At 62.1% G+C, this 26,442-nt stretch carries 22 protein-coding genes and 1 tRNA gene; 12 read left to right on the top strand and 11 right to left on the bottom strand.

The annotated features are described in order from the left end of the window. The first annotated feature begins 51 nt into the window (after nucleotides 1-51). From AC1ECN_RS07295 to AC1ECN_RS07275, 5 genes are all read left to right on the top strand, one after another. Nucleotides 52-1,335, top strand: coding sequence for an NAD(P)/FAD-dependent oxidoreductase (locus AC1ECN_RS07295; RefSeq protein ID WP_130673264.1), 1,284 nt, complete (start codon nucleotides 52-54; stop codon nucleotides 1,333-1,335). Between the two features lie 26 nt (nucleotides 1,336-1,361). Beyond that, nucleotides 1,362-2,900: an L-piperidine-6-carboxylate dehydrogenase gene (amaB, locus tag AC1ECN_RS07290; RefSeq protein WP_130673263.1), complete on the top strand. Its 1,539-nt coding sequence runs from the start codon at nucleotides 1,362-1,364 to the stop codon at nucleotides 2,898-2,900. 211 nt (nucleotides 2,901-3,111) lie between these two features. Further along, complete coding sequence (locus tag AC1ECN_RS07285; protein ID WP_130673262.1) at nucleotides 3,112-4,128, top strand: iron ABC transporter substrate-binding protein; 1,017 nt, start codon at nucleotides 3,112-3,114, stop codon at nucleotides 4,126-4,128. A gap of 63 nt (nucleotides 4,129-4,191) precedes the next feature. Beyond that, nucleotides 4,192-5,859, top strand: a complete 1,668-nt coding sequence (locus tag AC1ECN_RS07280) for an ABC transporter permease (protein ID WP_477952618.1) — start codon at nucleotides 4,192-4,194, stop codon at nucleotides 5,857-5,859. Further along, nucleotides 5,856-6,893, top strand: a complete 1,038-nt coding sequence (locus tag AC1ECN_RS07275; protein WP_130673261.1) for an ABC transporter ATP-binding protein — start codon at nucleotides 5,856-5,858, stop codon at nucleotides 6,891-6,893. The genes AC1ECN_RS07280 and AC1ECN_RS07275 overlap by 4 nt, the downstream gene beginning before the upstream one ends. A 98-nt stretch (nucleotides 6,894-6,991) precedes the next feature. Here the strand turns inward: AC1ECN_RS07275 and AC1ECN_RS07270 are convergent, their stop codons facing one another. The 10 genes from AC1ECN_RS07270 to AC1ECN_RS07225 form a co-directional block, all read right to left on the bottom strand. Beyond that, nucleotides 6,992-8,326, bottom strand: a complete 1,335-nt coding sequence (locus AC1ECN_RS07270) for a glucoamylase family protein (protein ID WP_130673260.1) — start codon at nucleotides 8,324-8,326, stop codon at nucleotides 6,992-6,994. A 254-nt stretch (nucleotides 8,327-8,580) separates the two neighbouring features. Next, entirely contained in the window at nucleotides 8,581-10,419 is a 1,839-nt protein-coding gene (locus AC1ECN_RS07265; protein ID WP_130673259.1) for an ABC transporter ATP-binding protein, read from the bottom strand. A gap of 24 nt (nucleotides 10,420-10,443) precedes the next feature. Beyond that, nucleotides 10,444-11,199, bottom strand: a complete 756-nt coding sequence (locus tag AC1ECN_RS07260) for a DUF1028 domain-containing protein (RefSeq protein ID WP_075224951.1) — start codon at nucleotides 11,197-11,199, stop codon at nucleotides 10,444-10,446. A 2-nt stretch (nucleotides 11,200-11,201) separates the two neighbouring features. After that, nucleotides 11,202-12,986, bottom strand: coding sequence for a gamma-glutamyltransferase family protein (locus AC1ECN_RS07255; RefSeq protein WP_130673258.1), 1,785 nt, complete (start codon nucleotides 12,984-12,986; stop codon nucleotides 11,202-11,204). 21 nt (nucleotides 12,987-13,007) lie between these two features. After that, nucleotides 13,008-13,880, bottom strand: coding sequence for an ABC transporter permease (locus AC1ECN_RS07250; RefSeq protein ID WP_130673257.1), 873 nt, complete (start codon nucleotides 13,878-13,880; stop codon nucleotides 13,008-13,010). After that, nucleotides 13,877-14,824: an ABC transporter permease gene (locus AC1ECN_RS07245; RefSeq protein WP_024320455.1), complete on the bottom strand. Its 948-nt coding sequence runs from the start codon at nucleotides 14,822-14,824 to the stop codon at nucleotides 13,877-13,879. The genes AC1ECN_RS07250 and AC1ECN_RS07245 overlap by 4 nt, the downstream gene beginning before the upstream one ends. A gap of 275 nt (nucleotides 14,825-15,099) precedes the next feature. After that, nucleotides 15,100-16,608: an ABC transporter substrate-binding protein gene (locus AC1ECN_RS07240; protein WP_130673256.1), complete on the bottom strand. Its 1,509-nt coding sequence runs from the start codon at nucleotides 16,606-16,608 to the stop codon at nucleotides 15,100-15,102. A gap of 81 nt (nucleotides 16,609-16,689) precedes the next feature. Then, a complete protein-coding gene (locus tag AC1ECN_RS07235; protein WP_018481813.1) occupies nucleotides 16,690-17,421 on the bottom strand; it encodes a FadR/GntR family transcriptional regulator in 732 nt (243 codons plus the stop codon). A gap of 107 nt (nucleotides 17,422-17,528) precedes the next feature. Further along, a complete protein-coding gene (locus tag AC1ECN_RS07230) occupies nucleotides 17,529-18,971 on the bottom strand; it encodes a M81 family metallopeptidase (protein WP_477952615.1) in 1,443 nt (480 codons plus the stop codon). A gap of 414 nt (nucleotides 18,972-19,385) precedes the next feature. Then, a tRNA-Gly gene (locus AC1ECN_RS07225) sits at nucleotides 19,386-19,460 on the bottom strand. A 256-nt stretch (nucleotides 19,461-19,716) separates the two neighbouring features. On the opposite strand from AC1ECN_RS07225, the gene AC1ECN_RS07220 reads away from it, so the two are divergent. The 4 genes from AC1ECN_RS07220 (at nucleotide 19,717) to AC1ECN_RS07205 (ending at nucleotide 22,397) form a co-directional block, all read left to right on the top strand. Next, nucleotides 19,717-20,226, top strand: coding sequence for a prolyl-tRNA synthetase associated domain-containing protein (locus AC1ECN_RS07220; RefSeq protein WP_024320447.1), 510 nt, complete (start codon nucleotides 19,717-19,719; stop codon nucleotides 20,224-20,226). 160 nt (nucleotides 20,227-20,386) lie between these two features. Next, nucleotides 20,387-21,352 carry a thioredoxin gene (trxA, locus tag AC1ECN_RS07215; RefSeq protein ID WP_024320446.1) on the top strand — a complete coding sequence of 322 codons (966 nt, stop codon included), beginning with the start codon at nucleotides 20,387-20,389 and terminating at the stop codon, nucleotides 21,350-21,352. A 160-nt stretch (nucleotides 21,353-21,512) separates the two neighbouring features. Beyond that, nucleotides 21,513-22,199, top strand: coding sequence for an LON peptidase substrate-binding domain-containing protein (locus AC1ECN_RS07210; RefSeq protein ID WP_477952663.1), 687 nt, complete (start codon nucleotides 21,513-21,515; stop codon nucleotides 22,197-22,199). A gap of 9 nt (nucleotides 22,200-22,208) precedes the next feature. Continuing rightward, complete coding sequence (locus tag AC1ECN_RS07205) at nucleotides 22,209-22,397, top strand: Trm112 family protein (protein ID WP_012759389.1); 189 nt, start codon at nucleotides 22,209-22,211, stop codon at nucleotides 22,395-22,397. Between the two features lie 56 nt (nucleotides 22,398-22,453). Here the strand turns inward: AC1ECN_RS07205 and AC1ECN_RS07200 are convergent, their stop codons facing one another. Beyond that, the gene (locus AC1ECN_RS07200) at nucleotides 22,454-23,668 is read right to left on the bottom strand and encodes a ubiquinone biosynthesis hydroxylase (protein ID WP_024320445.1); all 1,215 of its coding nucleotides are present in this window, start codon (nucleotides 23,666-23,668) and stop codon (nucleotides 22,454-22,456) included. Nucleotides 23,669-23,751: 83 nt separating this feature from the next. Here AC1ECN_RS07200 and tesB point away from each other — a divergent pair, with 83 nt between their 5' ends. The 3 genes from tesB to AC1ECN_RS07185 all read left to right on the top strand — a co-directional run. Then, entirely contained in the window at nucleotides 23,752-24,636 is an 885-nt protein-coding gene (gene tesB, locus AC1ECN_RS07195; protein ID WP_130673254.1) for an acyl-CoA thioesterase II, read from the top strand. 211 nt (nucleotides 24,637-24,847) lie between these two features. Continuing rightward, nucleotides 24,848-25,198, top strand: a complete 351-nt coding sequence (locus AC1ECN_RS07190) for a P-II family nitrogen regulator (protein ID WP_003543684.1) — start codon at nucleotides 24,848-24,850, stop codon at nucleotides 25,196-25,198. Between the two features lie 27 nt (nucleotides 25,199-25,225). After that, nucleotides 25,226-26,442: ammonium transporter (locus tag AC1ECN_RS07185; RefSeq protein ID WP_477952611.1), on the top strand; the 1,217-nt coding region annotated here is incomplete at its 3' end.

The raw sequence follows: 26,442 nt of genomic DNA, 5'->3' as shown, positions 1-26,442 counted from the left end.
TTTCTTTTATGCATTAGAGTACCCGCGATTTCGCTCTGATCGGACTGAGCCATGCTGAATGATCCGCGCTCCCACGGCCTCTGGGAAAAGACAGCGCCCGAAGCGCCGACGACCTCGCCTCTCGAAGGCGCGGTATCGGCCGATGTCGTCATCGTCGGCGGCGGTTACACCGGCCTCTCTTCCGCCCTGCATCTTGCCGAAGCCGGGTCGAAGGTGGTGCTGCTGGAGGCGAAGGAGATCGGCTTCGGCGGTGCCGGGCGCAATGTCGGGCTGATCAATGCCGGCATGTGGGTGATGCCGAACGATCTGCCCGGTGTGCTCGGCCCGGTGCATGGCGAACGTCTGCTCGATCTGCTCGGCAATGCGCCGAAGCTCGTCATGGAGCTGATCGACAAACATCAGATTGCCTGCGAACTCGAACGGAACGGCACGCTGCATTGCGCGGTTGGCGCGGATGGGCTGAAGGAGATCGAGGATCGCGCGGCGCAATGGTCCGCCCGCGGCGCAGCCGTGACGCTGCTCGATGCGGCGGAAACGGCAAAACGCATCGGCAGCGATGCCTATACCGGTTCGCTGCTCGACAAACGCGCCGGAACGCTGCAGCCGCTTGCCTATGCGCGCGGCCTTGCCCATGCCGCCGTCAAAGCCGGCGTCGCCATTTACACATCCAGCCCGGTCATCGCAACGGAGCGCAATGGCAGCCGCTGGACCGTGAAGACATCAAGCGGCGAAGTCAGCGCCGAGTGGATCATCGTCGCGACAGATGCCTACAGCACCGGTCCGTGGGAGCAGGTGCGCAGCGAACAGGTGCATCTGCCCTATTTCAATTTCGCCACCGTGCCGCTCGGCCACAATCTGCGCCAGTCGATCCTGCCAGGGCGGGAAGGCGCATGGGATACCAAGGAAATTCTCTCTTCCTTCCGGATGGATCAGGCCGGTCGTCTCGTTTTCGGCAGTGTCGGGGCGCTGCGTAATACCGGACTGGCCGTACACAAGGGCTGGGCCAAACGCGCATTGAAGCGGCTCTTCCCTGTTATCGGCGACGTCGAATTCGAGTGTGAATGGTATGGCCAGATCGGCATGACCGACAATGCGCTGCCGCGCTTCCACAAATTCGCACCTGGTGTCGTCGGCTTTTCGGGCTACAATGGCCGCGGCATTGCCCCCGGTACGGTCTTCGGCCGTACGCTGGCGGAGCATATCCTCGGCCGGCTTCCGGAAGCCGATCTGCCGCTGCCGCTGACTTCGCCCACCGAGCCAAGCTTCCGTGCACTCAAGGAAATATGGTACGAAGCCGGCGCTCAGGTCGCCCATTTCGCCGATGCCCGCTTCTAAAGAATAGTAAGATTGGAAACACGACAATGACCATCGCCGTCCTCGATCTCGCCACCGAAACCGCCAAACTGCTTGCCGAACTCGGCGTCGATGCCGGCCGCTATCACGGCGGCACGCTTTCCGTTACCTCACCGGTCACCGGCAAGGAAATCGGCAAACTCAGGGAACATTCCGTTTCCGAGACGAAGGCGGCGATCGAAGCGGCGCACCAGGCCTTCCTCGAATGGCGTGCCGTGCCGGCGCCGAAGCGCGGCGAACTGGTCCGCCTGCTGGGCGAGGAACTGCGCGCCTCCAAGGCGGCGCTCGGCCGTCTCGTTTCGATCGAGGTTGGCAAGATCACTTCGGAAGGTCTGGGCGAAGTGCAGGAGATGATCGACATCTGCGATTTCGCGGTCGGCCTTTCCCGTCAGCTCTACGGCCTGACGATCGCCACCGAGCGCTCCGAGCACCGGATGATGGAAAGCTGGCATCCGCTCGGCGTGATCGGCATCATCTCCGCCTTCAACTTCCCGGTTGCCGTCTGGTCGTGGAATGCCGCACTTGCGATGGTCTGCGGCAATTCTACCGTCTGGAAGCCCTCGGAAAAGACGCCGTTGACGGCGCTTGCCGTGCAGGCGCTGTTCGAAAAGGCGCTGAAGCGTTTCGTCGCCGAGGGCGGCACGGCGCCGGCCAATCTGTCGACGCTGATTATCGGCGGCCGCGAGGTCGGCGAAGTGCTGGTCGATCATCCGAAGATCCCGCTGGTTTCCGCCACCGGCTCGACGGCCATGGGCCGCGCCGTCGGTCCGCGCCTGTCGCAGCGTTTTGCCCGCGCCATTCTCGAACTCGGCGGCAACAATGCGGCGATCGTCTGCCCGTCGGCCGATCTCGACCTGACGCTGCGCGGCGTCGCCTTCTCCGCCATGGGCACGGCAGGCCAGCGCTGCACGACGCTGCGCCGTCTCTTCGTGCATGACAGCGTCTACGATCAGCTGGTGCCGCGCCTGCAGAAGGCCTATGGCTCCGTCACCATCGGCAATCCGCTCGAGGCTGGGACGCTTGTGGGACCGCTGATCGACGGCCAGGCTTTCGAGAAGATGCAGGCAGCGCTTGGCGAGGCGAAGTCGGCCGGCGGCACGGTGACCGGCGGTGACCGCGTCGACAATGGTTCGGCTGACGCCTTCTACGTTCGCCCGGCGCTTGTCGAAATGCCCGATCAGACCGGACCGGTGGAGCACGAGACCTTCGCGCCGATCCTCTATGTGATGAAGTATAGCGATTTCGACGACGTGCTGGCGCTGCACAATGCCGTGCCGCAGGGACTGTCGTCGTCGATCTTCACCAACGACATGCGCGAGGCCGAAACCTTCGTCTCCGCCCGCGGTTCGGATTGCGGCATCGCCAACGTCAACCTCGGACCATCCGGTGCCGAGATCGGCGGCGCCTTCGGTGGCGAGAAGGAGACCGGCGGCGGCCGTGAATCCGGCTCGGATGCCTGGAAAGCCTATATGCGCCGCTCCACCAACACGATCAATTACGGCAGGACGCTGCCGCTGGCGCAGGGCGTCAAGTTCGACGTCGAATAAGCCGGCTGCAAAAGGCTGCAAAAGAGAGGCGGCGCTCGGGGAGCGTCGCCTTTTTTCTAAATCGAGATTTATTCCCCTGTAATATGAAATATTGAGTCAAGATATTGTGATGGCTTTTCCGGCCAAGACAAACTTGAAATCGGCAGTCAGGAAAAATATACGCCTCTCATCGCCCTTGGAGAGCTTGGGTGACATCGCCACGGAGGCCATCATGAACATTGCTCTTAACCGTTTTTCCCTCGCGCTTGCCGCTTCGCTTCTCTCCGCCACCGCGCTCGCAGGCAGCGCCAATGCGCAGGACGAAGGTCTCGTCGTTTACAATGCCCAGCACGAAAGCCTCGGCCGCGAATGGATCGACGCCTTCACCAAGGAGACCGGCATCAAGGTCACCATGCGCCAGGGCAGCGACATGCAGTTCGCCAACCAGATCATCCAGGAAGGCGACGCCTCTCCGGCTGACGTATTCCTGACCGAGAATTCGCCGGCGATGACGCTGGTCGATGGCGCGGGCCTGTTTGCCCCCATCGAAAAGGAAACGCTGGATCAGGTTCCGGAGCAGTATCGCCCGGCTGACGGCATGTGGACCGGCATTGCCGCCCGCACCACGGTCTTTGCCTATGACAAGACGAAGCTCACCGAAGACAAGCTGCCGAAGTCGTTGCTCGACCTCGCAGATCCGGCCTGGAGGGGTCGCTGGGGTGCGGCCCCCGCCGGCGCCGACTTCCAGGCCATCGTCGCCGCTCTGCTGCAGCTCAAGGGCGAGCAGTCGACCGCCGACTGGCTGAAGGGTCTCAAGGAAAACGCCACGCCCTACAAGGGCAACAGCGTCGCCATGAAGGCCGTCAATTCAGGCGAAGTCGAAGGCGCGGTCATCTATCATTATTACTGGTTCGGCGATCAGGCCAAAACAGGCGAGAACAGCAAGAATGTCGGCCTGCACTACTTCAAGAACCAGGATCCGGGCGCTTTTGTCAGTGTTTCGGGCGGCGGCGTCCTGAAGTCCACGCAACACATGAAGGAAGCCCAGGCTTTCCTGAAGTTCCTCACCAGCAAGGCTGGCCAGGCAGTCCTCAAGGACGGCGATTCCTACGAATATGCCATTGGCAAGGATGCGCCCTCCAACGACAAGCTCACTCCGCTTGCCGACCTCAACGCTCCGAAGGTCGAAGCTTCGACCCTCGACAGCAAGAAGGTCGTCGAACTGATGACGGCCGCCGGCTTGATCTAACCTTTCTGCCGCAGGCGTCTTCCTGCCAAAACTATTGCATTTGGCTCAAGAAAACCTTAGGGCATGACGATATCCGGCAACCGCCTTTCAAAGGCGGTTGCCTTCCTTTTTCAGCGTGTAAAGGCATCGGCCTTGCTGCAGGACAACAGATTGCTCGCATCCGGCAACCAGGCGCCGGTCGCGCCGAGGGCCACGCGAATGGCTTTGCCGCGCGGACGTATGCCGCACGCTTCGGTGATCCTCCTCGCAACCGTCGTCGCGATCTTCAGTCTCGTGCCGCTCGGTTTCATCGGCTGGGTCACCTACGATGTCGGCTGGGAAACGGTGAAGACCCTGGTCTTCCGGCCGCGCGTCGGCGAACTTCTTGTCAATACGATTCTCCTGGAATCGATCACCATCCCGCTGTCGATCGCGCTTGCCGTGGCGCTTGCCTGGCTGACGGAGCGGACGGACATTCCTTTTGCGCGGCTGTGGGCCTGGCTGGCGATCGCTCCGCTCGCCGTGCCTGCCTTCGTACACAGCTATGCCTGGGTCAGTCTGGTTCCCGGCATGCGCGGCCTGCAGAGCGGCGTCTTCGTCTCGGTCATCGCCTACTATCCGTTCCTCTACCTGCCGGTCGCCGCAGCGCTGCGGCGTCTCGATCCGGCCATTGAGGATGCCGCTGCCTCGCTGGGCCTTAATCCCTGGCGCGTCTTCTTCCGCGCCGTGCTGCCGCAGCTCAGGCTCGCCATCTGCGGCGGTTCGCTGCTGATCGCCCTGCATCTGCTTTCGGAGTACGGCCTGTTCGTCATGATCCGGTTCGACACGTTCGCGACTGCCATCGTCGACCAGTTCCAGTCCTCCTACAACAGCCCGGCCTCCAACATGCTCGGCGGCGTGCTTGTCGCCTGCTGCCTTTTTCTACTCGGCTTCGAGGTGCTGGTGCGCGGCAACGAACGTTATGCCCGCGTCGGCTCGGGCTCGCCACGTCCCACGGACCGCCGCCGGCTGGGCTGGTTCGTGGTGCCCGCCGTTTTGCTGCCTGTCATTCTCGCGGTACTGACGCTCGGCGTGCCGCTGGTGACGCTTGGCCGCTGGCTCTATCTTGGCGGTACCGATATCTGGCGCATCGAGGTCGGCAGCGCCTTCCTGCAGACGATCGTGCTTGCCATTGTCGGCGGCGTGCTGGCGACGATTGCCGCAGCACCGATGGCTTGGCTTTCCGTGCGTGCGCCCGGCCGCTTCCAGCGTGTGCTTGAAGCCTGCCATTATTATGTCGGCTCGTTGCCGGGCGTCGTCGTGGCGCTGGCGCTGGTGACGATCACCGTGCGTCTCGTGTTGCCGCTCTATCAGACCTTCGCAACGCTGCTCGTCGCTTATGTGATGCTTTTTCTGCCGCGCGCCATGGTCGGGCTGCGCGCCAGCATCGCCCAGGCGCCGGTGGAGCTGGAGCGCGCCGCGATGGGTCTCGGCCGCACTCCGGGTCAGGCAGTGCGGCAGATCACCATGCGGCTTGCAGCACCGGGGGCCGCCGCCAGCGTCGCGCTGGCCGCACTCGGCATCACCAATGAACTCACGGCGACACTGATGCTGTCGCCCAACGGCGTCGATACGCTGGCGACGAAATTCTGGTCGCTGACCAGCGAGATCKATTATGTCTCGGCCGCCCCTTACGCCTTCATGATGGTCGTGCTGTCGCTGCCGCTCACCCTGATGCTCTATACCCAATCGAAACGGACCGCCGGCCAATGACGCTGCTCACGATCGAAAACATCAGCAAGCGCTATGGCCCCGTCCAGGCGCTGAAGGATATTTCGCTCGAGGTTTCGGCCGGCAGCCGCACGGCCGTCGTCGGCCCGTCCGGTTCAGGCAAGACGACGCTGCTGCGCATCATTGCCGGCTTCGAGCAACCCGATGTCGGCAGGGTGACGCTGGATGGCGACCTGCTGGCGGACGGTCCGACGACAGTGCCGGCCCACAAGCGCGGCATCGGCATCGTCTCGCAGGACGGCGCGCTGTTTCCGCACTTAAGCGTTGCCGAGAATATCGGCTTCGGCTTCGAACGAAGGGCCCCGGATCGCGAGCAGCGCGTGCTTGAGCTGCTCGATATGGTCGAGCTCGACCGCGGCATGCTGGTGCGGCGCCCGCATCAGCTTTCCGGCGGCCAGCAGCAGCGTGTGGCGCTCGCCCGTGCGCTCGGCCGCAAGCCGCGGCTGATGCTGCTTGACGAACCGTTCTCGGCACTCGATACCGGTCTGCGTGAAAACATGCGCAAGGCGGTTGCGCGCGTGCTGCAGGCGGCCGGCATCACCACCATCCTCGTCACCCATGACCAGGAAGAGGCGTTGACCTTTGCCGATCAGGTCGCGGTGCTCAGGGAAGGACGGCTGATCCAGGCCGGGTCGCCGCAATCATTATATCTGCATCCGCGTGATCGCGAGACGGCACTGTTTCTCGGTGATGCCGTGCTGCTTCCCGCCATCATTCGCAACGGTTTGGCAGACTGTGCCCTCGGCCATGTCGCCGTTGAAGGCAGTCGTCAGGGCAAGGCGGAGATCATGCTGCGGCCCGAGCAGATCCGCGTCGTTGCTGATGAAGGCGATCGCAAATACGGCGGGCGTGTCGTCGAGGTGGAATTCGGCGGCGCGGTCTGCACCGTCGCGGTTTCGCTGGACGGCGTTGCGCTGCCGCCAATCCTGATCAAGACCTCGAGCGTCGCCCTTCCGGCGCGGGGCGATCTCGTTCGCCTCGATATCGCCGGCAAGGCGCATGTCTTCGAGAGCTAAACTAAGAGCCCGCACCTCCTATTGGACGCGCGGGCTCTGTTGTTTTAGTTTTCGCGTCATCCTTTCCGGAAATCCATTTCGATTTCCGGGCTTATGCGCTAGCCGAACTTGCGCACCACTTCTTCCGGCTCGATGCCTTCGAGCCAGCCGCCGGTAAAGCCGGCGCGTTCGAGCCCGAGGCGGATGACCGGCGATTGCCGCATCAGTTTCCAGATGAAATCCGAACGGTCGTTCTCGATGGTCATGACGACAAGGCCCTGGTCGATGCCGACGGTGCGGTCGTCGACCCAGCCTTCCGGCCGCTTGGTCTTGACCGTCGGGTTGAAGCCGCCGGGGAAGCCGCCTTCCAAGAGCAGGTTCGGATAGGTGGTCAGAAGCGCCTTGGTGCCGTCGAGAGCCGCCTGCCGGTCGTAGGGCAGGCAGGCAAGTGCTGCCCAGGGTGCGATCGTGCCGTCATCGGGGCCGAGCGGTGCGCCGCGTGCGGCATAACCCAGAACCTTCGGCTGGCGGCCGCCGCGCATACGCCGTGTCGGCGGCGGGCCGTCACAGGCGGTGAAACCCCAGATATTCCTGTTATAGCCGACGAACTGGCCGGGATTGCGTTCGGCATAGTCACGCTGGACGTTGATCATCACCTGCGTGTTGCGGAAATAGTCCCAGTTCCGCTCCGCCATCGGCTTGTCCTGAATGGTGCGGAAATCGATCCAGGCATGCGAGAACAGGTGGATAAAGAGCGGCCCGGCATAGAGATAGGACTGCTCGCCGTGCAGCATCCAGGAATAGCTTGACGTAAAGGCGTCGTAGCACGACTGTGGAATGGGATGCGTCGGCGAGGCGAGCGCCAGCGTGTAGAGGATGATCGCCTCATCGAAGCCGTGATAGCGCCAACGCAGGAAGCCGGAAGAGGGCTTCCAACCCATGGAAATGGTGTCGCCTCTGTTCAGCGCCCAGCGCCAGTCGACGCGCTCGTAGATGAAGGTCGCGAGTTCACGGATTTCAGTCTCCGTCTCGTCGTCTTCGCGATTGAAATATTGCGCTGATGTCAGGATGCCGGCGACAAGCAGCGCCGTATCGATGGTCGAAAGCTCGCTGTTCCAGGCGCGATGGCCGGTATCCATATGCAGGAAGTGGTAGAAGAAGCCGCGGTAGCCGGTCGCGTGGCGTTCCTCGCCCTGACGCGCCTCGGCGAAGAAACGCAGCGTATTGACCGTACGCTCGGCCGCTTCCTCGCGGCTGATCCAGCAACGCTCGACACCGACGGGATAGGAGGAAAGCGCAAAGCCGACGGCTGCGATGCTGCACGGAACCCCGCCGATCGAGGTATCCGCCACCAGGCCGTTTTCGGGATTGGAATATTTCAGGAAGTACTTGAACGCCGAATGCTGCAGCCTGTCGACGAGCGCTGCATCAATGTCTTCAATCCGTTGCAGCATAGGCTCCTACCCAACTGTTGCATCGCCCCATGCTTCAACATGGTGGCCGTCCCCGGGCAAATCAAACCTTTTTGATTCGCAAGGATAAGAGAACACAAATGGGTGGAATCGGTCGTTAATAATTATCGGTAAAATAATATCTAGCATAAGTCATATAAGCGGTGCAGCAAAAATGACGGCCCGCGCGCCACCAGCACGGGTTATTTTCCCGCAATACTTGTGTATCCTCTGCTCCAGAGAATGGGTTTCCGCGCTCAGGCGGCTTCATCGACCCGCACCAGATGGCCTGCCGTCACCTCCCGGTATCGGCGCGACGGCGCGACGTAGCCAACCGGACGAACGGGGCTCTTGAGCTCGTCGGTTCCGAGGTTGCGCTTGATGCCGCGCCGCGAGGGGTCGGGAATAGGCACGGCTGCCATCAGCTTCTTCGTGTAGGCGTGCTGCGGATTGCTGAACAGTTCCGCGCGCGGACCAATCTCGACGATTTCGCCGAGATACATCACCGCGACGCGGTGGCTGACGCGCTCGACCACCGCCATATCGTGGGAAATGAACAGGAAGGCGAGGTTGAGGCTTTGCTGCAGGTCCATCAGCAGATTGCAGACCTGCGCCTTGATCGAGACATCGAGGGCCGAAACGCTTTCGTCGGCGACGATCACCTTCGGATCGAGTGCGAGCGCGCGAGCGATGCAGATGCGCTGGCGCTGACCGCCGGAGAATTCGTGCGGATAACGTTTCATCATGTCGGGTTTCAGTCCGACGCGTTCGAGAAGATCGGCCGCCTTGTCGCGGGCCTGAGCGCCGCTGCCGAGGCCGTGCTCCGTAATCGGTTCGGCGACGGCGGCGCCGACGGTCATGCGCGGGTTGAGGCTGGCGAAGGGATCCTGGAAGATCATCTGGATGCTGCGGCGCATCCGTCTGAGACTGACTGCATCAAGGCTCAGCACGTCATAACCGTCGAGGCTGACACTGCCGCCGTTCGGCTGGACGAGGCGGGTGATCGAGCGACCGGTGGTCGATTTGCCGCAGCCGGATTCGCCGACGAGCGACAGCGTCTCGCCCTGGAAGAGATTGAAGGAGACGTCCTCGACCGCATGGATCGCTCCCGTCTTGCGGCCGAGCAGCCCGCCGCGGATATCGAAACGGGTAACGAGATTCTTGACTTCGAGGATCGGCGTCCGGCGGCGGTCGACGGTGTCGGCCACCTCGACCGGCTCGCGCCGTTCGCCGGTCGTGGTATCGACGACCGGGAAACGCAGCGGCCATTTCCGGTCGGCCATCGAGCCGAGGCGTGGCACGGCCGAGAGCAAAGCGCGGGTATAGGGATGCCTGCCGCGATGGAAGATGTCGTCGGTCGTGCCGGTTTCCACAGCCTCGCCGCGATACATGACGATGGTGCGGTCGGCGATTTCGGCGACGACGCCCATGTCGTGGGTGATGAAGAGAACGGACATGCCCTCTTCTTCCTGCAGCATCTTGATCAGGTCGAGGATCTGGCCTTGGATCGTCACGTCGAGCGCCGTCGTCGGCTCGTCGGCGATCAGCAATTTCGGCCGGCTGGCGAGCGCCATGGCGATCATCACGCGCTGGCGCATGCCGCCTGAGAACTGGTGCGGATATTCGTCGAAGCGCGAGGCGGCGTTCGGGATGCGGACCTTTTCCAGCAAGCGCACGGTTTCGGCCCGCGCCTCGGCCTTGCCGATATCGCCGTGGCAGGTGAGCGCTTCGGAGATCTGGCGGCCGATGGTGAAGATCGGGTTGAGGGATGTCATCGGCTCCTGGAAGATCATGGCGGCGTCGTTGCCGCGCACCCAGCGCATCTCCTTTTCCGGGAGGGCGAGAACATCCTTGCCGTTCAAGGTGATGGCGCCATCGATGCGGCTCGATCCCTTGGCGAGAAGCCGCATGATCGAAAGGGAGGTGACGCTCTTGCCCGAGCCGCTTTCGCCGACGATCGCCACCGTCTCGCCTGGCATGACGTCAAAGGAGACGTCGCGCACCACCGGCTTCCAGTCGCCATCGACGAGGAAGGCGGTCGTCAGGTTCCTGACCGAGAGAACAGGAGAGGCGGAGGCTGAAGAAACATCACTCATATCGTTCCCTTGGTTTTATCTAATTCACATCTTCAAAGGCGTGGCGAACGAGGCGGAAGGCCCGCCTTCCGCGATGCGGGCCGCTTCCAGCGCCGCGATCTTTTCATCGATCTCGCGCCTGTCAGTCATGCCGTTCGGATTTTGCCGCGTCGCCATCGTCTCCGCGACATGCAGATAACGTTCACCCGCCACCGTATGCAGGCGGACAAGTTCGGCGAGCGGATCGGGATGATCGTCGGCGCGGATGCTGAGCCAGGGATAATCCTGGTCGCGGTGGATGACGAGGGCGGCGGACTGCCTGCCGCGCTTGTCGCCGCCGGCATCCTCGCCTGCCTGCATCGCCAGGAGCAGGCGTTCGGCCAGCGGCTTGTCCATCGCATTGTTGTAGGTGGCGAGCGTTTCGGCGACGACGTCAGGACCTGCGAGCATGTTGCCGGCGACTGAGACGTTTTCGTCGATCAGATGCCCCGCCCAGTCGATGCATGCGGCGCCGGTGAAGGCGGCGTTGCGCCCCTTCGCATCGATGAGGTGCAACTGCCGCTGATTTCGGCCGGCGTCACGCGCGGTCAGCTCGGCGATAATCTCCTCCGGCGCCTTGCCTGCAGCCAGCAGCGACAGGCCGTCGAGGCCGTAAAGCGGGCTGACGAAGGCCTGGGTAGCAACGGCGCCGATGCCGCCGCGAATATGCGGCACCAGGGCGCCGACGGCAAAGAAGCGGGTCGCGACGGCGATGCCGAGATGGCCGGTCAAGGGATCACGGGCGACGATGGACCAGGTCATGGCTATCTCCCGATCGCATAGGCCTGCATCAGGCGCGGGGTGGCCGCGGCGCGCAACAGCCCGTCGGCATCGCGTCTTGCGGCAGTCAGCCGGCCGATCGTCCAGGGATCGGCGACTGTCAGCTTGTGACCCTTGCGACGCAGGGCATCGAGGACATCAGGGCCGAAATTCGCTTCCGCCATCAGGCTGCCGGGTTCGCGGGTGCGCGGATAGAAGGAGCCCGGAAAATGCGAGGTGTGGAACAGCGGCTGGTCGATCGCCGCCTGCAGGTTCAGCTTGTGATGCGCATAACGCAGGAAAAAGGAAAGTTGCCACTGTTCCTGCTGATCGCCGCCCGGTGTGCCGAAGGCGAGCGTCGGGCGGCCCTCATAGAGGCCGAGCGAAGGCGTCAGCGTCGTGCGCGGCCGCTTGCCGGGAGCAAGCGACGTCGGCAGGCCTGATTTCAGCCAGAACATCTGGGCGCGGGAATTGAGGCAGAAGCCGAGGCCGGGCACGGTCGGGGAGGATTGCAGCCAGCCGCCGGACGGGGTGACGGAGACCATGTTGCCGTCGCGGTCGATGACGTCGATATGCACGGTGTCGCCGCGCTTTTCGGAAAGATGCGCCATGGTCGGCTCGTAGACGGCGCCGGTCTTGGAATCCGCGCCGAGCATCTTCATCGTCAGATCATGCTGCGCTTCGAAGCCAGGCACGATGCCGGGACGAAGATCGAAGGAGGCGTCCGCGCCGACCAGCTTGCGGCGCTCGGCGGCATAGGTCTCCGACAGCAGATGCGCGATGGGAATCTCCGAAAAATTCGGATCGCCGTAATAGACTTCGCGGTCGGCGAAGGCGAGCTTCATCGCTTCGACGACGGTATGGACGAAATCGGCGCCGGCGGGATCCATCGCGGCGAGATCGAAGCCTTTGAGGATCGACAGGGTCTGCAGGAAGACCGGACCCTGGCCCCAGGGGCCGATCTTGGCGATCGTCCAGCCATGATAATCATAGGTCAGCGGTTCCTCGATCGTCGCCGACCAGTTCGCCATGTCGTTGGCGGTCAAAACGCCCTTGTGGCGGTTGCTGCTTGCATCCATCACCTCTGCGGTCTTCAGATAGTCGTCGATTTTCTCGGCGACGAAGCCGCGATAGAAGGCGTCGCGGGCCGCCTCGACCTGCGCTTCCCGGCCGCTTTTCGCCTCGGCCTCCGCGATGATGCGCTTCCAGGTTTCGGCAAGCACCGGATTCCTGAAATTCGCATGCGCTTGGGGGGCGCTGCCGCCTGGCAGCCAAGTCTCATGGGAGGTCGGCCATTCCTTCTCGAAGAAGGTGGCGAGCCCCTTGATGGTGGCGGAGACGCGCGGCAGCATCGGATGCCCGTGCTCGGCGTAATTGATCGCCGGTTCCAGCACATCGCGCACGCTCATCGAGCCGTAGTCGCGCAGCATCAGCATCCAGCCATCGAAGGAGCCGGGGATGACGGTCGCAAGCAGCCCATCGCCGGGGATCAGGCTCAGGCCCTCCGCCGTATAGTGTTCGATCGTCGCACCGGCGGGGGCGGGGCCTTGCGCGCAGATGACCTCGACCTTGTCCTTTTTCTTCGAATAAATCACCGCCGGCAGGTCGCCGCCCGGGCCGCAAAGATGCGGCTCGACGATCTGCAGCACGAAACCCGTCGCCACTGCCGCATCGAAGGCGTTGCCGCCCTTTTCGAGAATGCTCATGCCGACCGCCGAGGCGATCCAGTGCGTGGAAGTGACGACGCCGAAGGTGCCGAGGATTTCTGGACGGGTCGTGAAAGCGGTCATGTCAAATGTCCTTTCAAGAAATCATGCTTCGCGCGGATCGAGCGCATCGCGCAGGCCGTCGCCTAAAAGATTGAAACCGATGACGACGAGGAAGATCGCGGCACCCGGCCACATTGCCATCCATGGCGCCTGGGAGAGGAAATTTTTGGCGACGTTCAGCATCGAGCCCCAGCTCGGCGCCGGCGGTTGCTGCCCGAGGCCGAGAAAGGAGAGGCTCGCTTCGGCGATGATGGCGGTGGCGATGGTCAACGTCGCCTGGACGAGGATCGGTGCAAAGACGTTCGGCAGGATGTAGCGGGTGATGATGCTCGATGACCGGAGGCCGATCGAGCGGGCGCCCTCGACATATTCCTCGGTCTTGACCGAAAGCACCTGGCCGCGCGTCAGCCGCACGAAGACGGGCATGGCCGAAAGGCCGATCGCAATCATCGCATTGGTCAGACTCGGACCGAGAAAGGCTGCGAGCGCGATCGCGGTGATGAGGAAAGGCATGGCCAGAAAGGCTTCGGTGATGCGAGAGATCACCATGTCGATCCAGCCGCCGAAATAACCGGAGATAAGGCCGAAGGGCACGCCGATGATAACGGCAATGGCTACCGAGAAGACGCCGGCCATCAGAGAAGCCTGCGCGCCCCAGATCATCCGGGAAAGAATGTCGCGGCCGATATCGTCGGTGCCAAGCCAATGGGCGGCGGACGGGGGCTTGCGGATTGCCGACCAGCTTGTGGCGTTCGGATCGGGAATCGGAAGAAGGGGAGCGGCAATTGCGAGGATGGCGAAGAAAGCGATGATCGCAAGGCCGACGAGGGCGCCCTTGTTGGCCTTCAGCTTGCGCCAGGCGCGGCTCGGCGTGCGGTCGGCGGCCGGAATGCCGGTCTCTCCAATCGCGGTCATAGAGCGGCCCTCATGCGCGGATTGAGCAGGACGTAGAGAATGTCGGCCAACAGGTTCATCAGGATGAAGCCGATCGCCGTGCAGATCACCACGCCCTGGACGACGGCGTAGTCACGGTTGAAGACGGCGTCGACGATGAGCTTTCCGAAACCCGGAATGGTGAAGATCTGCTCGGTCAGTACGGCGCCGGCGAGCAGTTCGCCGAAGAGCAGGGCGGTCAGTGTCACGATCGGCAGCACCGCATTGCGGAAGCTGTGTTCGAGCACGACAGTGCTTTCCGGCAGTCCCTTGGCGCGGGCGGTGCGGATGTAATCGGCGCTGAGTACGCTAAGCATGGCCGAGCGGGTATGTCGCATCAGCGTCGCGGCCAGCGCATTGCCGAGCACGAAGGAGGGCATCAGCATGGTTTCCAGCGAACGAAGCGGATTGCTGAAGAAGGGTTCGTAGCCCGATGCCGGCAGCCAGCCGAGATTGACCGAAACCAGGAGGATCAGCATGATGCCGAGCCAGAAATTCGGGATCGACAGACCGGTCAGCGCGATGATGTTGGCGAGATAGTCGATCATCGTGTTCTTCTTGACGGCCGCCAGGATGCCCATCGGCACGCCGATCGCAAAGGCGAATATCATCGACATGATGGCAAGCTGGATGGTGACCGGCAGCTTTTCGCCGACGAGTTGCAGAACCGGCTGGTTGGTGCGCAGCGAGATGCCGAGGTCGCCCTGCAGTGCGGCACCCAGCCAGCGGACATATTGATAGGGCACGGGATCGTTCAGCCGGTATTTCTCGCGCAGGAATTCGAGAACCTGCGGGTCGCGTTCCTCGCCGGCCATGGCAAGGATCGGGTCGCCGGGCAGCAGCTTCTGCAGCGAGAAGACGAAGATCGAAATGATCAAAAGCGTCGGTATGGCGACCAAGAGCCGTTTGGCGATGTAGGTATACATGGGCGATCCTGACACGACTAAAGCATGTCGCGCAAAAGTGTGCAGCGGTTTTGCGATAACGACATGCGTAAAACAAAAAGCTAAAGCGCGTGACGCGAATCTGAAAGATTGCGACGCGCTTTAGAATCATGCGGCGGAGGGTTTCCGCCGCATGATTTGCTGGATCCAGATGATTTTAGGCCGGAGCGGCCTAAAATCATCCGGATCCAAATCAAAAAGTAGAGCATGATGTCGTCCGAAAACCGCTCACACTTTTCGGCATCATGCTCCAGGGATCAGCCGGCTTTCTTGACGCCGACGAGGCGGATCATGCCATCCGGCGACGGAACGAAGCCGGTGATGTTCTTGTGCAGCGCCCAGATCCAGGACTGATGGCCGAGATAGATGATCGGCAGATCGTCGTTCAGGATGACGGCGGCGGCATCATACTTCTGCTTGCGCACGGCCTCGTCGGTCGACGCACGGGCTTCGTTCAGCAGCTTGTCCACCTCGGCGTTGCAGTATTTCGTGTCGTTGATGCCGCCCTTGCAGGTGATGAACTGATGGATGTTGCCATCGGGATCGACGCGGCCGGACCAGTCAGAACGGCTGAGCTGATAATTTCCGGCGGTCTGCTCGCTCAGCAGCGTAGCGAATTCCGTCGACTTCAGGCTGACGTCGAAGCCGGCTTCACCGACCATCGACTGGATGATCTGCATCATCTGCATGGCGACTGGATTGTTCGGGATCTGCAGCTCGATCGGCACACGGTCGAAGCCGGCTTCCTTGATCAGCGCCTTGGCCTTGTCGAGATCACGGGCGGGGACGGGAATTTCCTTGTCGAACCACGGGCTGCTCGGCGGAAAGGGCTGGTTGCCGGAGATGGCCGTGCCTTCATAGACGATCTGGTTGACGGCATCGCGGTCGATCGCCAGCGAGAAAGCCTGGCGCAGGCGCTTGTCCTTGCCGAAAGGATTGTCGGCGCGCGCGCCGTTGCCGATATTGGTATAGAGCGCCATATAGCCGGTGCCGACGGCATCGGCATAGACCAGGCTCGAATCGGACTTCACGGCTTCGGCGTCGGTCGCGGCCAAACGCTCGATCATGTCGAGATCGCCGGACCGCAGGTTGGCGAGGCGCACCGTCGTATCCGGGATCGGCAGATAGGTGAGCTTGTCGATGAAGATCTTGTCCTTGTTCCAGTAGTCCTGGAATTTTTCAAGCACGATGCGGTCCTGCTGGACGCGCTCGACAAACTTGAACGGGCCGGCGCAGACCGGGTGATCGCCGAACTTGGCGCCGAGCTCCTTGGCGGCCTTCGGCGAGACGATCATGCCGGCGCGGTCGGAAAGCTGGGCAAGAAGGGTGACGTCGGGCGCCTTGAGGGTGAACTTGACCTCGTATTCGCTTGTCGCCTCGACCTTTGCGACCGAGGTGAGCTCGCTCTTGCGGCGTGATTCCGGCAGGGTGATGTTGCGCTCGATGGTGGCGACGACGGCTTCGGCGTTGAAGGGGGTCTCGTCATGGAACTTGACGCCTTGGCGCAGCTTCATGGTGAGCTCTTTGCCATCGGCCGACCAGCTCCATTCGGTGGCAAGCTGCGGCACGATCTTCAGGTCCGGTGAGACGTCGACCAGCTTGTCGCACATCGCGGTATAGACGATGCGGCCGACGAAGGTGCGCGACTGCGCGGGATCGAGCACGTCGGCATCGTCCTGCAGGCCGATCTTCAGGTCGACGGCGAAGGCAGGAAGTGCAAACAGTGCGCCGGCAACGGCGATGGTCAGCAATTTGGCGATCTTCATTCCATTCTCCTCTGTCTATTTTTTGTTTGGTTTTTGCTTCCATTCCGGCGGTTATGGTCCGCCCGTATTTTCTCTCCCAGCTCAGGCGAGGGTCTTGTCGACCTCCGTTTCGCTATGATCGAGCGAGGTGATGCGGATGAGGCTTTCCTGCAGCGTCAGCAGATGCTGGCGCATCGCTTCGCCGGCTCTGGCCGGATCGCGGGCGGCGATCGCATCGACGATCGCCGTGTGCTGGTTAAAGGTGACGGGCCGCGTTCGGCTGGCGCTGCGAGCGCGCTCGCGGATCGTCTGCCAGGCCTCGTCCTGTCGTACCCGGTTGATGACGTCGAAGATGGTGAGGAAGAAGCCGTTGCCGGCGCATTGGGCGATCTGGCGGTGCAGCGCCCCATCCCAGAGTTCGCGCCCGTCGGCATCGGTGCTTTCGTAGATCTTCTTCACCAGATCATACATGCGCTCGATATCGGCGGCCTTGGCGCGCATGGCGGCAAGCTGGGCGAGCTGCGGCTCGATGCGTAGGCGCACTTCCATGACTTCCATGAGATCGGTGCCGGCAACGATCGAGCCGACATGATCGCTCCAGCCATCGGGGCGCGGGCCGGCATAGGTGCCGGAGCCTTGGCGGCGCCAGACGCGCCCCTCGGCCTCCAGCACTTCGAGGGCTCGGCGGACAGCACGGCGGCCGACGCCCAGCATTTCCGAAAGGGTGCGCTCGGTCGGCAGCTTGCCGTCGGCGTCGAGACTGTCGGACCGCAAGAGAGCCCTCAGCCTCTCCAGCGCATAATTCGAATTGCCCTGCGTCTCATCCATCGGCATTCGTTTAAATGGTCCGAACCAATTTTCTATTGGTTCAGTGCAAACCAAAACGCAGCGACCGTCAAGCGCTTTTTTGTGCAAATGGAAATAATTGGTTCAGGTGAATCTCAGGCCGGCGTCGAGCGTGCGGAAAGAAAGAMCTGCGGCTCGAAGGCGAAATCCTTGTCGAAGGGATAGGTCGGATGCTGCTTGCGCAGCCGCGGCAGGCGCTCGACGAACTGGTCGACGACGCCTGTTGATAGCGCCATCAAGTTCGGATTGGCGAGCGGCGCCAGTTCCGGCGAGAGATAGCCCGATTTGACGACGATGATGCTTGCCTGGTGCGGGTCGAGGCCAAGCCGGGTGAAATCGGCGATATTGTGATAGGGCCGGCGCTYGGCGGAAAGCACGAGATCGATGCCGCCGGTCGAAACCACCGCCTGGCGGTCGGTCGGATCAGAAGTTTCATGCAGGAACTTAACCGCGAAACGGGCGACAACCGGCTTGCTACCCTTGGTGTCGAGCGAGGCGCCGACGCTGAGGTCCAGTTCCGCGCCGATGCCGGCGGCATAACAGGCTTCGGTCGCTGCCTTGTCGGCGATGCCGGCGAAGACGACGCCGGTGGCACCCCTGGCGATCAACTCTGCCAATACATCCGCCCGGTCCCCGACGCCGCCGCCGGTCGGGTTGTCGCCGGATTCGGCAAGCACAACAGGGGCAGTGGGGCTCGCGATCGCCCTTTCGACGCATTCCTCAAGCGAGCCGGTCTCGCAGCCGAAGACGAAGTCTTCGCGCGCATCCCAATAAGCCCTCGCGAGACGTTTGGCCTCGCGTTCCAGCACGGCGCGGTCGGTGCCGGTCATGATGGCAGCGGCGGTGGCGCGCGGTTCGTCGGCCCAGACATAGCCGACCATCAGCGATGCATCCCAAACGCCGTCAAGCGCATCGATCCCAGGCAGCAGGTCATAGAGGCCCTTTGCCGGCTCATCGACGGTGCTGGTGCGCTCGCCGGGCAGCACGACCGGGATCGGCGCCCAGAGGAGGCTCGGCCGCTCGCCGGTTTTCAGGCTCTTTACCAGCATGGAGACGGAGCGGCGCATCGTCTCCTCGACATCGATATGCGGCGCGGTGCGATAGGTGGAATAGATGTCGAGCGCATCGATGATGCGCTGGGTGACGTTGCCGTGCAGGTCGTAGCTCGCCGAAACGGTGCAATCCTTGCCGACCAGCGCACGGGCAGCACTGATCCAGTCGCCCTCGGCATCCTCCATGCCCTCGACATACACGGCGCCGTGCATGGCGAGGTAGAGACCGTCGAGCGGCAGCAGCGGCTTCAGCCGCTCGAGGAATTCGCCCTTGAAGGCCTCGTAGGTGGCGCGCGAAACCGGACCACCGGCAATGGCGCGGGCATGGATCGTCGGCAGGAACTCGGCATCATAATCCCTGAGGAAGGCGAAATAGGGCGCGGCCAGCAGCGCTTCACCGCGTAATACTCGAAAATCCTTCTCCTCGTTCAGGACGGGATTGTATGTGCTGCATTCGGTATGAATGCCACCGACGGCGATGCGCATGGGAAACCTCAGTTGATGTTGGGAGCAGTCAGAAAGTTGTAAGTGGCGTCGGCGGCGCCCGGGCCTTCGAGGCCAGTGCCGTCGTCAAGAATTTCGCCGGTCATCTGACACCAAGCGCGGGCTCGCCGCAAGCTGTGCCTGCCCATCTCATCACAGCGCGATCGGTCGCCTGTCGATCACCATGATCAGAAAAATCATCGCGCTTGTCGAGGCCAAGCAGGGTGGCGTTGCCATGCCGCGGGTCGCGGGATGCACGCAAAAGATCGCGTCAAGCTCAGCAGTTTTCGCTTATGGCTGCGAGGAGTACCCGCCTCTCTGATTCGCCGGATCGACGAACTTGCGGATCGGCAAACACCAAGGTCGCAGCTTATATGCGCGACAAAGATATACTAAAGCTTTGATATTTTGAGAAACTGGAGCGGGCGAAGGGATTCGAACCCTCGACCCCAACCTTGGCAAGGTTGTGCTCTACCCCTGAGCTACACCCGCTCAATCCGCATCGGTCCGGGGTAGTTGTTGGACCGTGGGCGCCGCCTCGCGGCGACCGGCGCTATATGGCCTAACGGGTTTTCAAATGCAACAGGGAAATGACGGAGAGGTGAAGAAAAATTCTAATGCGCGCAGACGCCCGGCGGAAAGGCCGCAAATGCGGGGCAAAGCGTCGGTCGCAAAGATTGCCAAACGATGTGGGCCGACTTAATCAGGACGCCTCGCTTTTTTCCCTTCCTGCCCAATGGATTGCCCCATGTCAGAAAATGCCCCGAAGACAAGAGAAGAATTGTTTGCCTTTCTCGATGGGCTCGGCATTGCCCATAAGACGGTCGACCATGCGCCGGTCTTCACCGTGGCGGAATCGGTGGCCCTGCGCGACGAGATCCCCGGCGGCCACACCAAGAACCTCTTCATCAAGGACAAGAAGGACAGGTATTTTCTGCTGACCGTGGAGGAAAATGCCGAGGTCGACCTCAAGCAGGTGCATAATTTGATCGGCGGGTCCGGCCGGGTCTCCTTCGGCAGGGCGGAAAAGCTGATGGAATATCTCGGCGTCATCCCTGGGGCCGTCACCGCCTTCGGCGCGATCAACGATACCGCAGAGAATGTCACCTTCGTGCTCGATGCCGAGCTGATGCGCGAGGAGATCGTCAACTGCCATCCGCTATCCAACGATGCGACGACCTCGATTGCGAGCAGCGATCTCATCCGTTTCATGGAAGCGACCGGACATAAGCCGCTTGTCTTGAAAGTGACGTCCTGACATACGATTTTAGCGCTAAAGCGCGTCGCGGTCTTTTAGATTCGCTTGCCGCGCTTTAGTCTTTGGTTTTGCGCATGCCTTTATCGCAAAACCGCACCATAGTTTTGCGCGACATGCTTTAGCAAAGACGCCGRCAGGATCGGCGCGGCGGGAGATACCTATGAGCGGCAGCGACAACCCCTATAACGCTTCCTTCGGAAATCAGATGACGGCGAAGACAAGCTTCAGTGCTACGCCGGAACCTGCCGGCAGCTACATCACGGAGACGACGACCGCGAATTTCGGCACGGACGTCATCGAGGAATCGCGCAAGCAGCCGGTGCTGGTCGATTTCTGGGCGCCTTGGTGCGGTCCATGCAAGCAGCTGACTCCGGTCTTGGAGAAGGTGATCAACGAAGCCAAGGGCCGTGTCCGGCTGGTCAAGATGAATATCGACGACCATCCCTCGATCGCCGGCCAGCTCGGCATCCAGTCGATCCCCGCCGTCATCGCCTTCGTCAACGGCCGTCCTGCCGACGGTTTCATGGGCGCGGTGCCGGAAAGCCAGATCCAGCAGTTCATCGACCGGATCGCCGGTCCGGCCGGCGCCGACGAGGCGGCCGAAATCGAAGCGGTGGTTGCTGAAGCGGCGGAACTGCTTGCCGCCGGCAATATCAACGAGGCCGCTCAGCTCTACGGCGCCGTGATGCAGGCCGATCCCGAGAATGCCAAGGCGCTTGCCGGCATGGCTGAATGCATGATCGCCGCAGACCAGCATCAGCGGGCGCGCGAAATACTGACGGAATTGCCGGAAGAGCTGGCGAAAGACGCCGGCATCCAGGCCGTGCTGATGAAGCTCGAGCATATCGAGGAGGCCCGCAAGCTCGGTGATCCCGTTGCGCTTGAGCGTGAACTGGCCGCCAATCCCGACGATCACGAGGCACGGATCAAGCTTGCCAAGATCCGTAATGTCGAAGGCCGGCGCGACGAGGCGGCCGACCATCTGCTGCTGATCATGCGCAAGGACCGTGCCTTCGACGATGACGGCGCCCGCCGCCAGCTGCTGCAGTTCTTCGAGGTCTGGGGCTTCAAGGATCCAGCGACGGTTGCAGCGCGCCGCAAGCTTTCGGCGATGCTGTTCTCCTAAAGCGCCACGCGTCCGACAAGACACGCTATCAGTTTGAATCTACGCAGCGTCCTTTGCGCGTCTAAAAAGACGCGCGGCGCTGTAAGTTTCGAGCATCTGCCCTTGCGTTTTCGGGCGAGGGCACCACATTCTCGTGAGGACGGGCATGCCCGTTACAAGAATGCGGGACGGTTTCATGCAAGTCGGGAATGCCAGATACCTGAAGCCGGGCGATCTGCCTGATGCGATCGCTGTCTTCCCCCTGACCGGCGCCCTCCTCCTGCCGGCCGGGCAGCTTCCCCTCAACATTTTCGAGCCGCGCTATCTGGCGATGCTGGATGCAGCACTGACCGGAAACCGGCTGATCGGCATGGTGCAGCCGGCACTCGGCGAACATGAGGACAAGGGCAGCGAGCCCAATCTTGCCGCTGTCGGCTGCCTCGGCCGCATCACCTCCTTCGCGGAGACCGGCGACGGGCGCTATATCGTATCGCTGACCGGCGTCTGCCGCTTCCGGCTGCTGGAAGAGAAATCGACCAGCGATCCCTTCCGGATCTTCCGTATCGCCCCGTTCATCGCCGACCTCTCGGCCGCGAACGAGGAGGAGGCGGTCGACCGCGCAGCGCTTCTGACCGCTTTCAAGGCCTATCTCGATGCCAACAAGCTGGAGGCTGACTGGGAGAGCGTCGAGCGGGCGAGCAATCTGACGCTGGTCAATTCGCTGGCGATGATGTCGMCCTTCGGGCCGGCGGAAAAACAGGCGCTGCTGGAGGCGCCGGACCTGAAGACGCGGGCCGAGACGCTGATCGCCATTACCGAAATCGTGCTGGCGCGCGTCTTCGGTGACTCCGACACGGTTCTGCAGTAGACTTCAGCCATGGATGAAAAACTCAGCCGCGTCGATCCAAAGCTGCTCGATCTCCTGGTCTGCCCGCTCTCCAAGGGCCGGCTTTCCTATGATCGCGAGCAGAATGAGCTTGTCTCGGAAAAGGCGCGGCTTGCCTATCCGATCCGCGACGGCATTCCGATCATGCTGGTGTCCGAGGCCCGCCGCCTCGACGAATAATGCAATTCCAGGAAAAGCGTGAGGCGGTTTTGCCGGGAATTGCGTAAAAACAAAGGTTAAATTGTCTGGCCGGCAAGCAGGCGTGGATTGTCCTTTGCCGTCGTTCCGGCCGCCTGGCCGATGAAGAAGGATTTGAGGCGCGGCAGCCGGTCGACGATGCCGAGGCCGACGTCGCGGGCGATGCGGATCGGCGTCGCGTCGTTGGAGAAGAGCCGGTTCAAGACGTCCGTCGTCACCCCCATGCGGAAAGTGTCGAAGCGCCGCCAGGTCTGGTAGCGTTCGAGAATGTTGATCGAGCCGATATCGAGGCCGAGGCGATCGGCGTCCACGATGGTTTCGGCAAGTGCCGCCACATCCTTGAAGCCGAGATTGAGGCCCTGACCGGAAATCGGGTGGATGCCATGGGCGGCGTCGCCGGCCAGCGCGAAACGCGGCGCGATGAAGGAGCGGGCGAGCGTCAGGCCGAGCGGGAAGGCGCGCTTGTCGCCGATCACTTTCAGTGCGCCGAGCTTATGGCCGAAGCGGCGTTCGAGCTCTTCCTCGAAGATCAGGTCGTCGGCAGCGACCAGCCGGTTGGCATCCGGCGTCCGCTCCGTCCAGACGAGCGAGGAGCGGTTGTTCTTGAGCGGCAGGATGGCGAAGGGGCCGGCCGGCAGAAAATGTTCCTCGGCACATCCGTCATGCGGCCGCTCGTGTTCGACTGTTGCAACGATGCCGGACTGGCCGTAGTCCCAGGTGACGGTCCTGATGCCGGCGAGATCGCGCAGTTTCGAGCGCACGCCGTCGCAGGCAACCAGCAGGCGGGTTTCCAGCGCACTGCCGTCCGAAAGCGTGACGGTGACATGGGTGTCGTGGGTCTTCAGCTCCGTGGCGCCGAGCCCGTGGCGGATGTCGATGCCGAGCCTCTCGCAAGCGCCGCGCAGTGCTGCGACCATGGCAACATTCGGGATCATGTGGGCGAAGGGCCGGCCTTCGGTCACTTCGCCGTCGAAGGTCAGAAAAACCGGACGCACCGGATCGGAGGTCTTGGAGTCGGTGACGATCATTTTGGTGATCGGCTGGGCTTCCGGCTCGATCTCGTTCCAGATGCCGAAGACCTCGAGCATCTTTGCCGCCGCCGCGATGATGGCGGAAGCGCGCGTATCATTTTTCCAGACATGCTCGGGGGCCGCCTCGACGACCGCGACATTCAGATGCGGCGCGGCCTGTTTGACCGCGACAGCGGCGGAAAGGCCGACATACCCCCCGCCCACAACCAGCATGTCCAGCATCGCGCCGCTCCCGTACCTTATGCCTCAGATGTGCTCTATATAGATCATCGCAACTTCACTTCCTACCGCTGGGAGACATAGAAATGACGAGCGAGACATCAGGGCCTTCGGCGATGGAGACGCTGCTTTCGACGCTCGACCTGGAGCCGATCGAGGTCGATATCTTCCGCGGCCGCAGCCCCAAGGCCGGCTGGCAGCGGGTCTTCGGCGGCCAGGTGATCGGCCAGGCGCTGATGGCGGCGCAGCGCACCATCGAGGGCGAGCGTTTCGTCCATTCGCTGCATGCCTATTTCATGCGTCCCGGCGATCCCTCGGTGCCGATCATCTACCAGGCGGAGCGCATCCGCGACGGATCGAGCTTCAACACGCGGCGCGTCGTCGCCATCCAGCACGGCAAGGCGATCTTCGCGCTGTCGGCCTCCTTCCAGGTGGAGGAGCCGGGCTTCGAGCACCAGATCGCGATGCCCGAGGTCGAGATGCCGGAGGCGCTGCTCGGCGAGCAGCAGATCAAGGAACAGTATCTCGCCCACGCGCCGGAAGCGATCCGAAAATACTGGCAGCGTGAGCGGCCGATCGAGATCCGCCCCGTCTCGCTGACGCATTATTTTTCCGACAGGAAGCTCGATCCCAAACAGGACGTCTGGGTGCGCGCCACCGGCCCGGTTCCCGACGACCGGCTCTATCAGGCGGCGGTGCTTGCCTATCTTTCGGACATGACGCTGCTCGATACGTCGCTCTATGCGCACGGAACGTCCATCTTCGACCAGAGCCTGCAGGTGGCGAGCCTCGATCACTCCATGTGGTTCCACAGACCCTGCAAGCTCGACGACTGGCTGCTTTATACGCAGGACAGTCCGTCGGCTTCGGGCGCCAGAGGATTAACCCGGGGTAGCCTATTTACACGATCTGGTAGCCTGATCGCATCGGTCGCGCAGGAAGGCCTGATTCGGAAAAAGGCAAATGAATAAAAAATATGCAACTTTATAAATTTGCGCGTTATTTGTGCGCTTATCGGCCGATCATTTGCCTGTTTATTGGCACTCTTTATTATAACCTTTACTTTTCAATAACTTACGTCTTGCCTCGAATCTGGCACGTCCCTTGAATGTGTATTGGCCGGTCGCTGTTCAGGAACGTCAGCGGCAAGGAGAGTCGGCTCCGCGCCGAGGATAACGAAGGATGGGAAACCAGATGAAAATTGTGATGGCCATTATCAAGCCGTTCAAGCTCGATGAGGTCCGCGAAGCCCTTACGGCGATCGGTATTCAGGGGCTGACCGTAACCGAAGTGAAGGGCTACGGGCGCCAGAAGGGGCACACCGAAATCTATCGCGGCACCGAATATGCAGTCAGCTTCCTGCCGAAGCTCAAGATCGAAATCGCAGTTGCATCGGAACTCGTCGACAGGGCGGTCGAGGCCATAGCGGCATCGGCCAAGACCGGTCAGATCGGTGACGGCAAGATCTTCGTCTATTCGATCGACCATGCCGTGCGCATCCGTACGGGCGAAACCGATTCAGAAGCGCTGTAAGAACGGCAGATCAAGGAGCTTTTTCCAATGTCAATTTCGAAGTTTTCTTCCACCTTTGCGCGTCTTTGCGCAGCTTCGGCCGCCCTTCTGGCGCCGGCCGTTGCTTTCGCGCAGGAGGCTGCACCAGCTGCCACCGCCGCTGCTGCTCCTGCTTTCACCATGGACAAGGGTGACAATACCTGGATGCTCGTCTCCTCGGCGCTCGTCCTTCTGATGACCATCCCCGGCCTTGCGCTTTTCTACGGCGGTCTCGTCCGCGCCAAGAACATGCTCTCGGTGCTGATGCAGGTCTTCATGATCACGGCCGTCGTGGCGCTGATCTGGGTGACCTACGGCTATTCGCTCGCCTTCACCGATGGCGGCTCGCTGAACAGCTTCGTCGGCGGCTTCTCCAAGGCGTTCCTCGCCGGTGTCAACACGTCGTCGCTCGCCGAAACCTTCTCGAAGGGCGTCGCCATTCCGGAATACACCTTCATCGTGTTCCAGATGACCTTCGCCTGCATCACGCCCGGCCTGATCGTCGGCGCGTTCGCCGAGCGCATCAAGTTCTCGGCCGTCATGCTCTTCGTCGTCCTCTGGGTCACCTTCATCTACTTCCCGATGGCGCACATGGTCTGGTTCTGGGGCGGTCCGAGCTCCTACACCGCGCCAGCCGGCCTGATCTTCTCCTACGGCGCAATCGACTTCGCCGGCGGCACGGTCGTTCATATCAATGCCGGTATTGCGGGCCTCGTTGGCGCCATTATGCTCGGCAAGCGCACGGGCTATAAGAAGGAAATCATGGCTCCGCACTCGATGACGCTGACCATGGTCGGCGCCTCGCTGCTCTGGGTCGGYTGGTTCGGCTTCAACGCCGGCTCCAACCTCGAAGCCAATGCCTATGCCTCGCTTGCCTTTATCAACACCTTCGTCGCAACGGCTGCTGCCGCTGTGTCCTGGTGCATCGTTGAAACCCTCACCCGCGGCAAGGCTTCCATGCTGGGTGGTGCTTCCGGTGCCGTCGCCGGTCTCGTTGCCATCACCCCGGCAGCCGGCTTTGCCGGCCCGATGGGCTCGATCGTTCTCGGCCTCATCGTTTCGCCGGTCTGCTACTTCTTCGTCGACGTCGTGAAGAACAAGTTCAACTACGACGACAGCCTTGATGTCTTCGGCGTCCATTGCGTCGGCGGCATCATCGGCGCTCTCGGCACCGGTATCCTCGTCAACCCGGCGCTCGGCGGTGCAGGCATCGTCGATTATTCCAC

The sequence above is a fragment of the Rhizobium sp. 01N447_2 genome (genome assembly GCF_056399245.1).
Note: the sequence above shows the minus strand (reverse complement) of the source record. Positions and strands in the feature narration are given on the sequence as shown.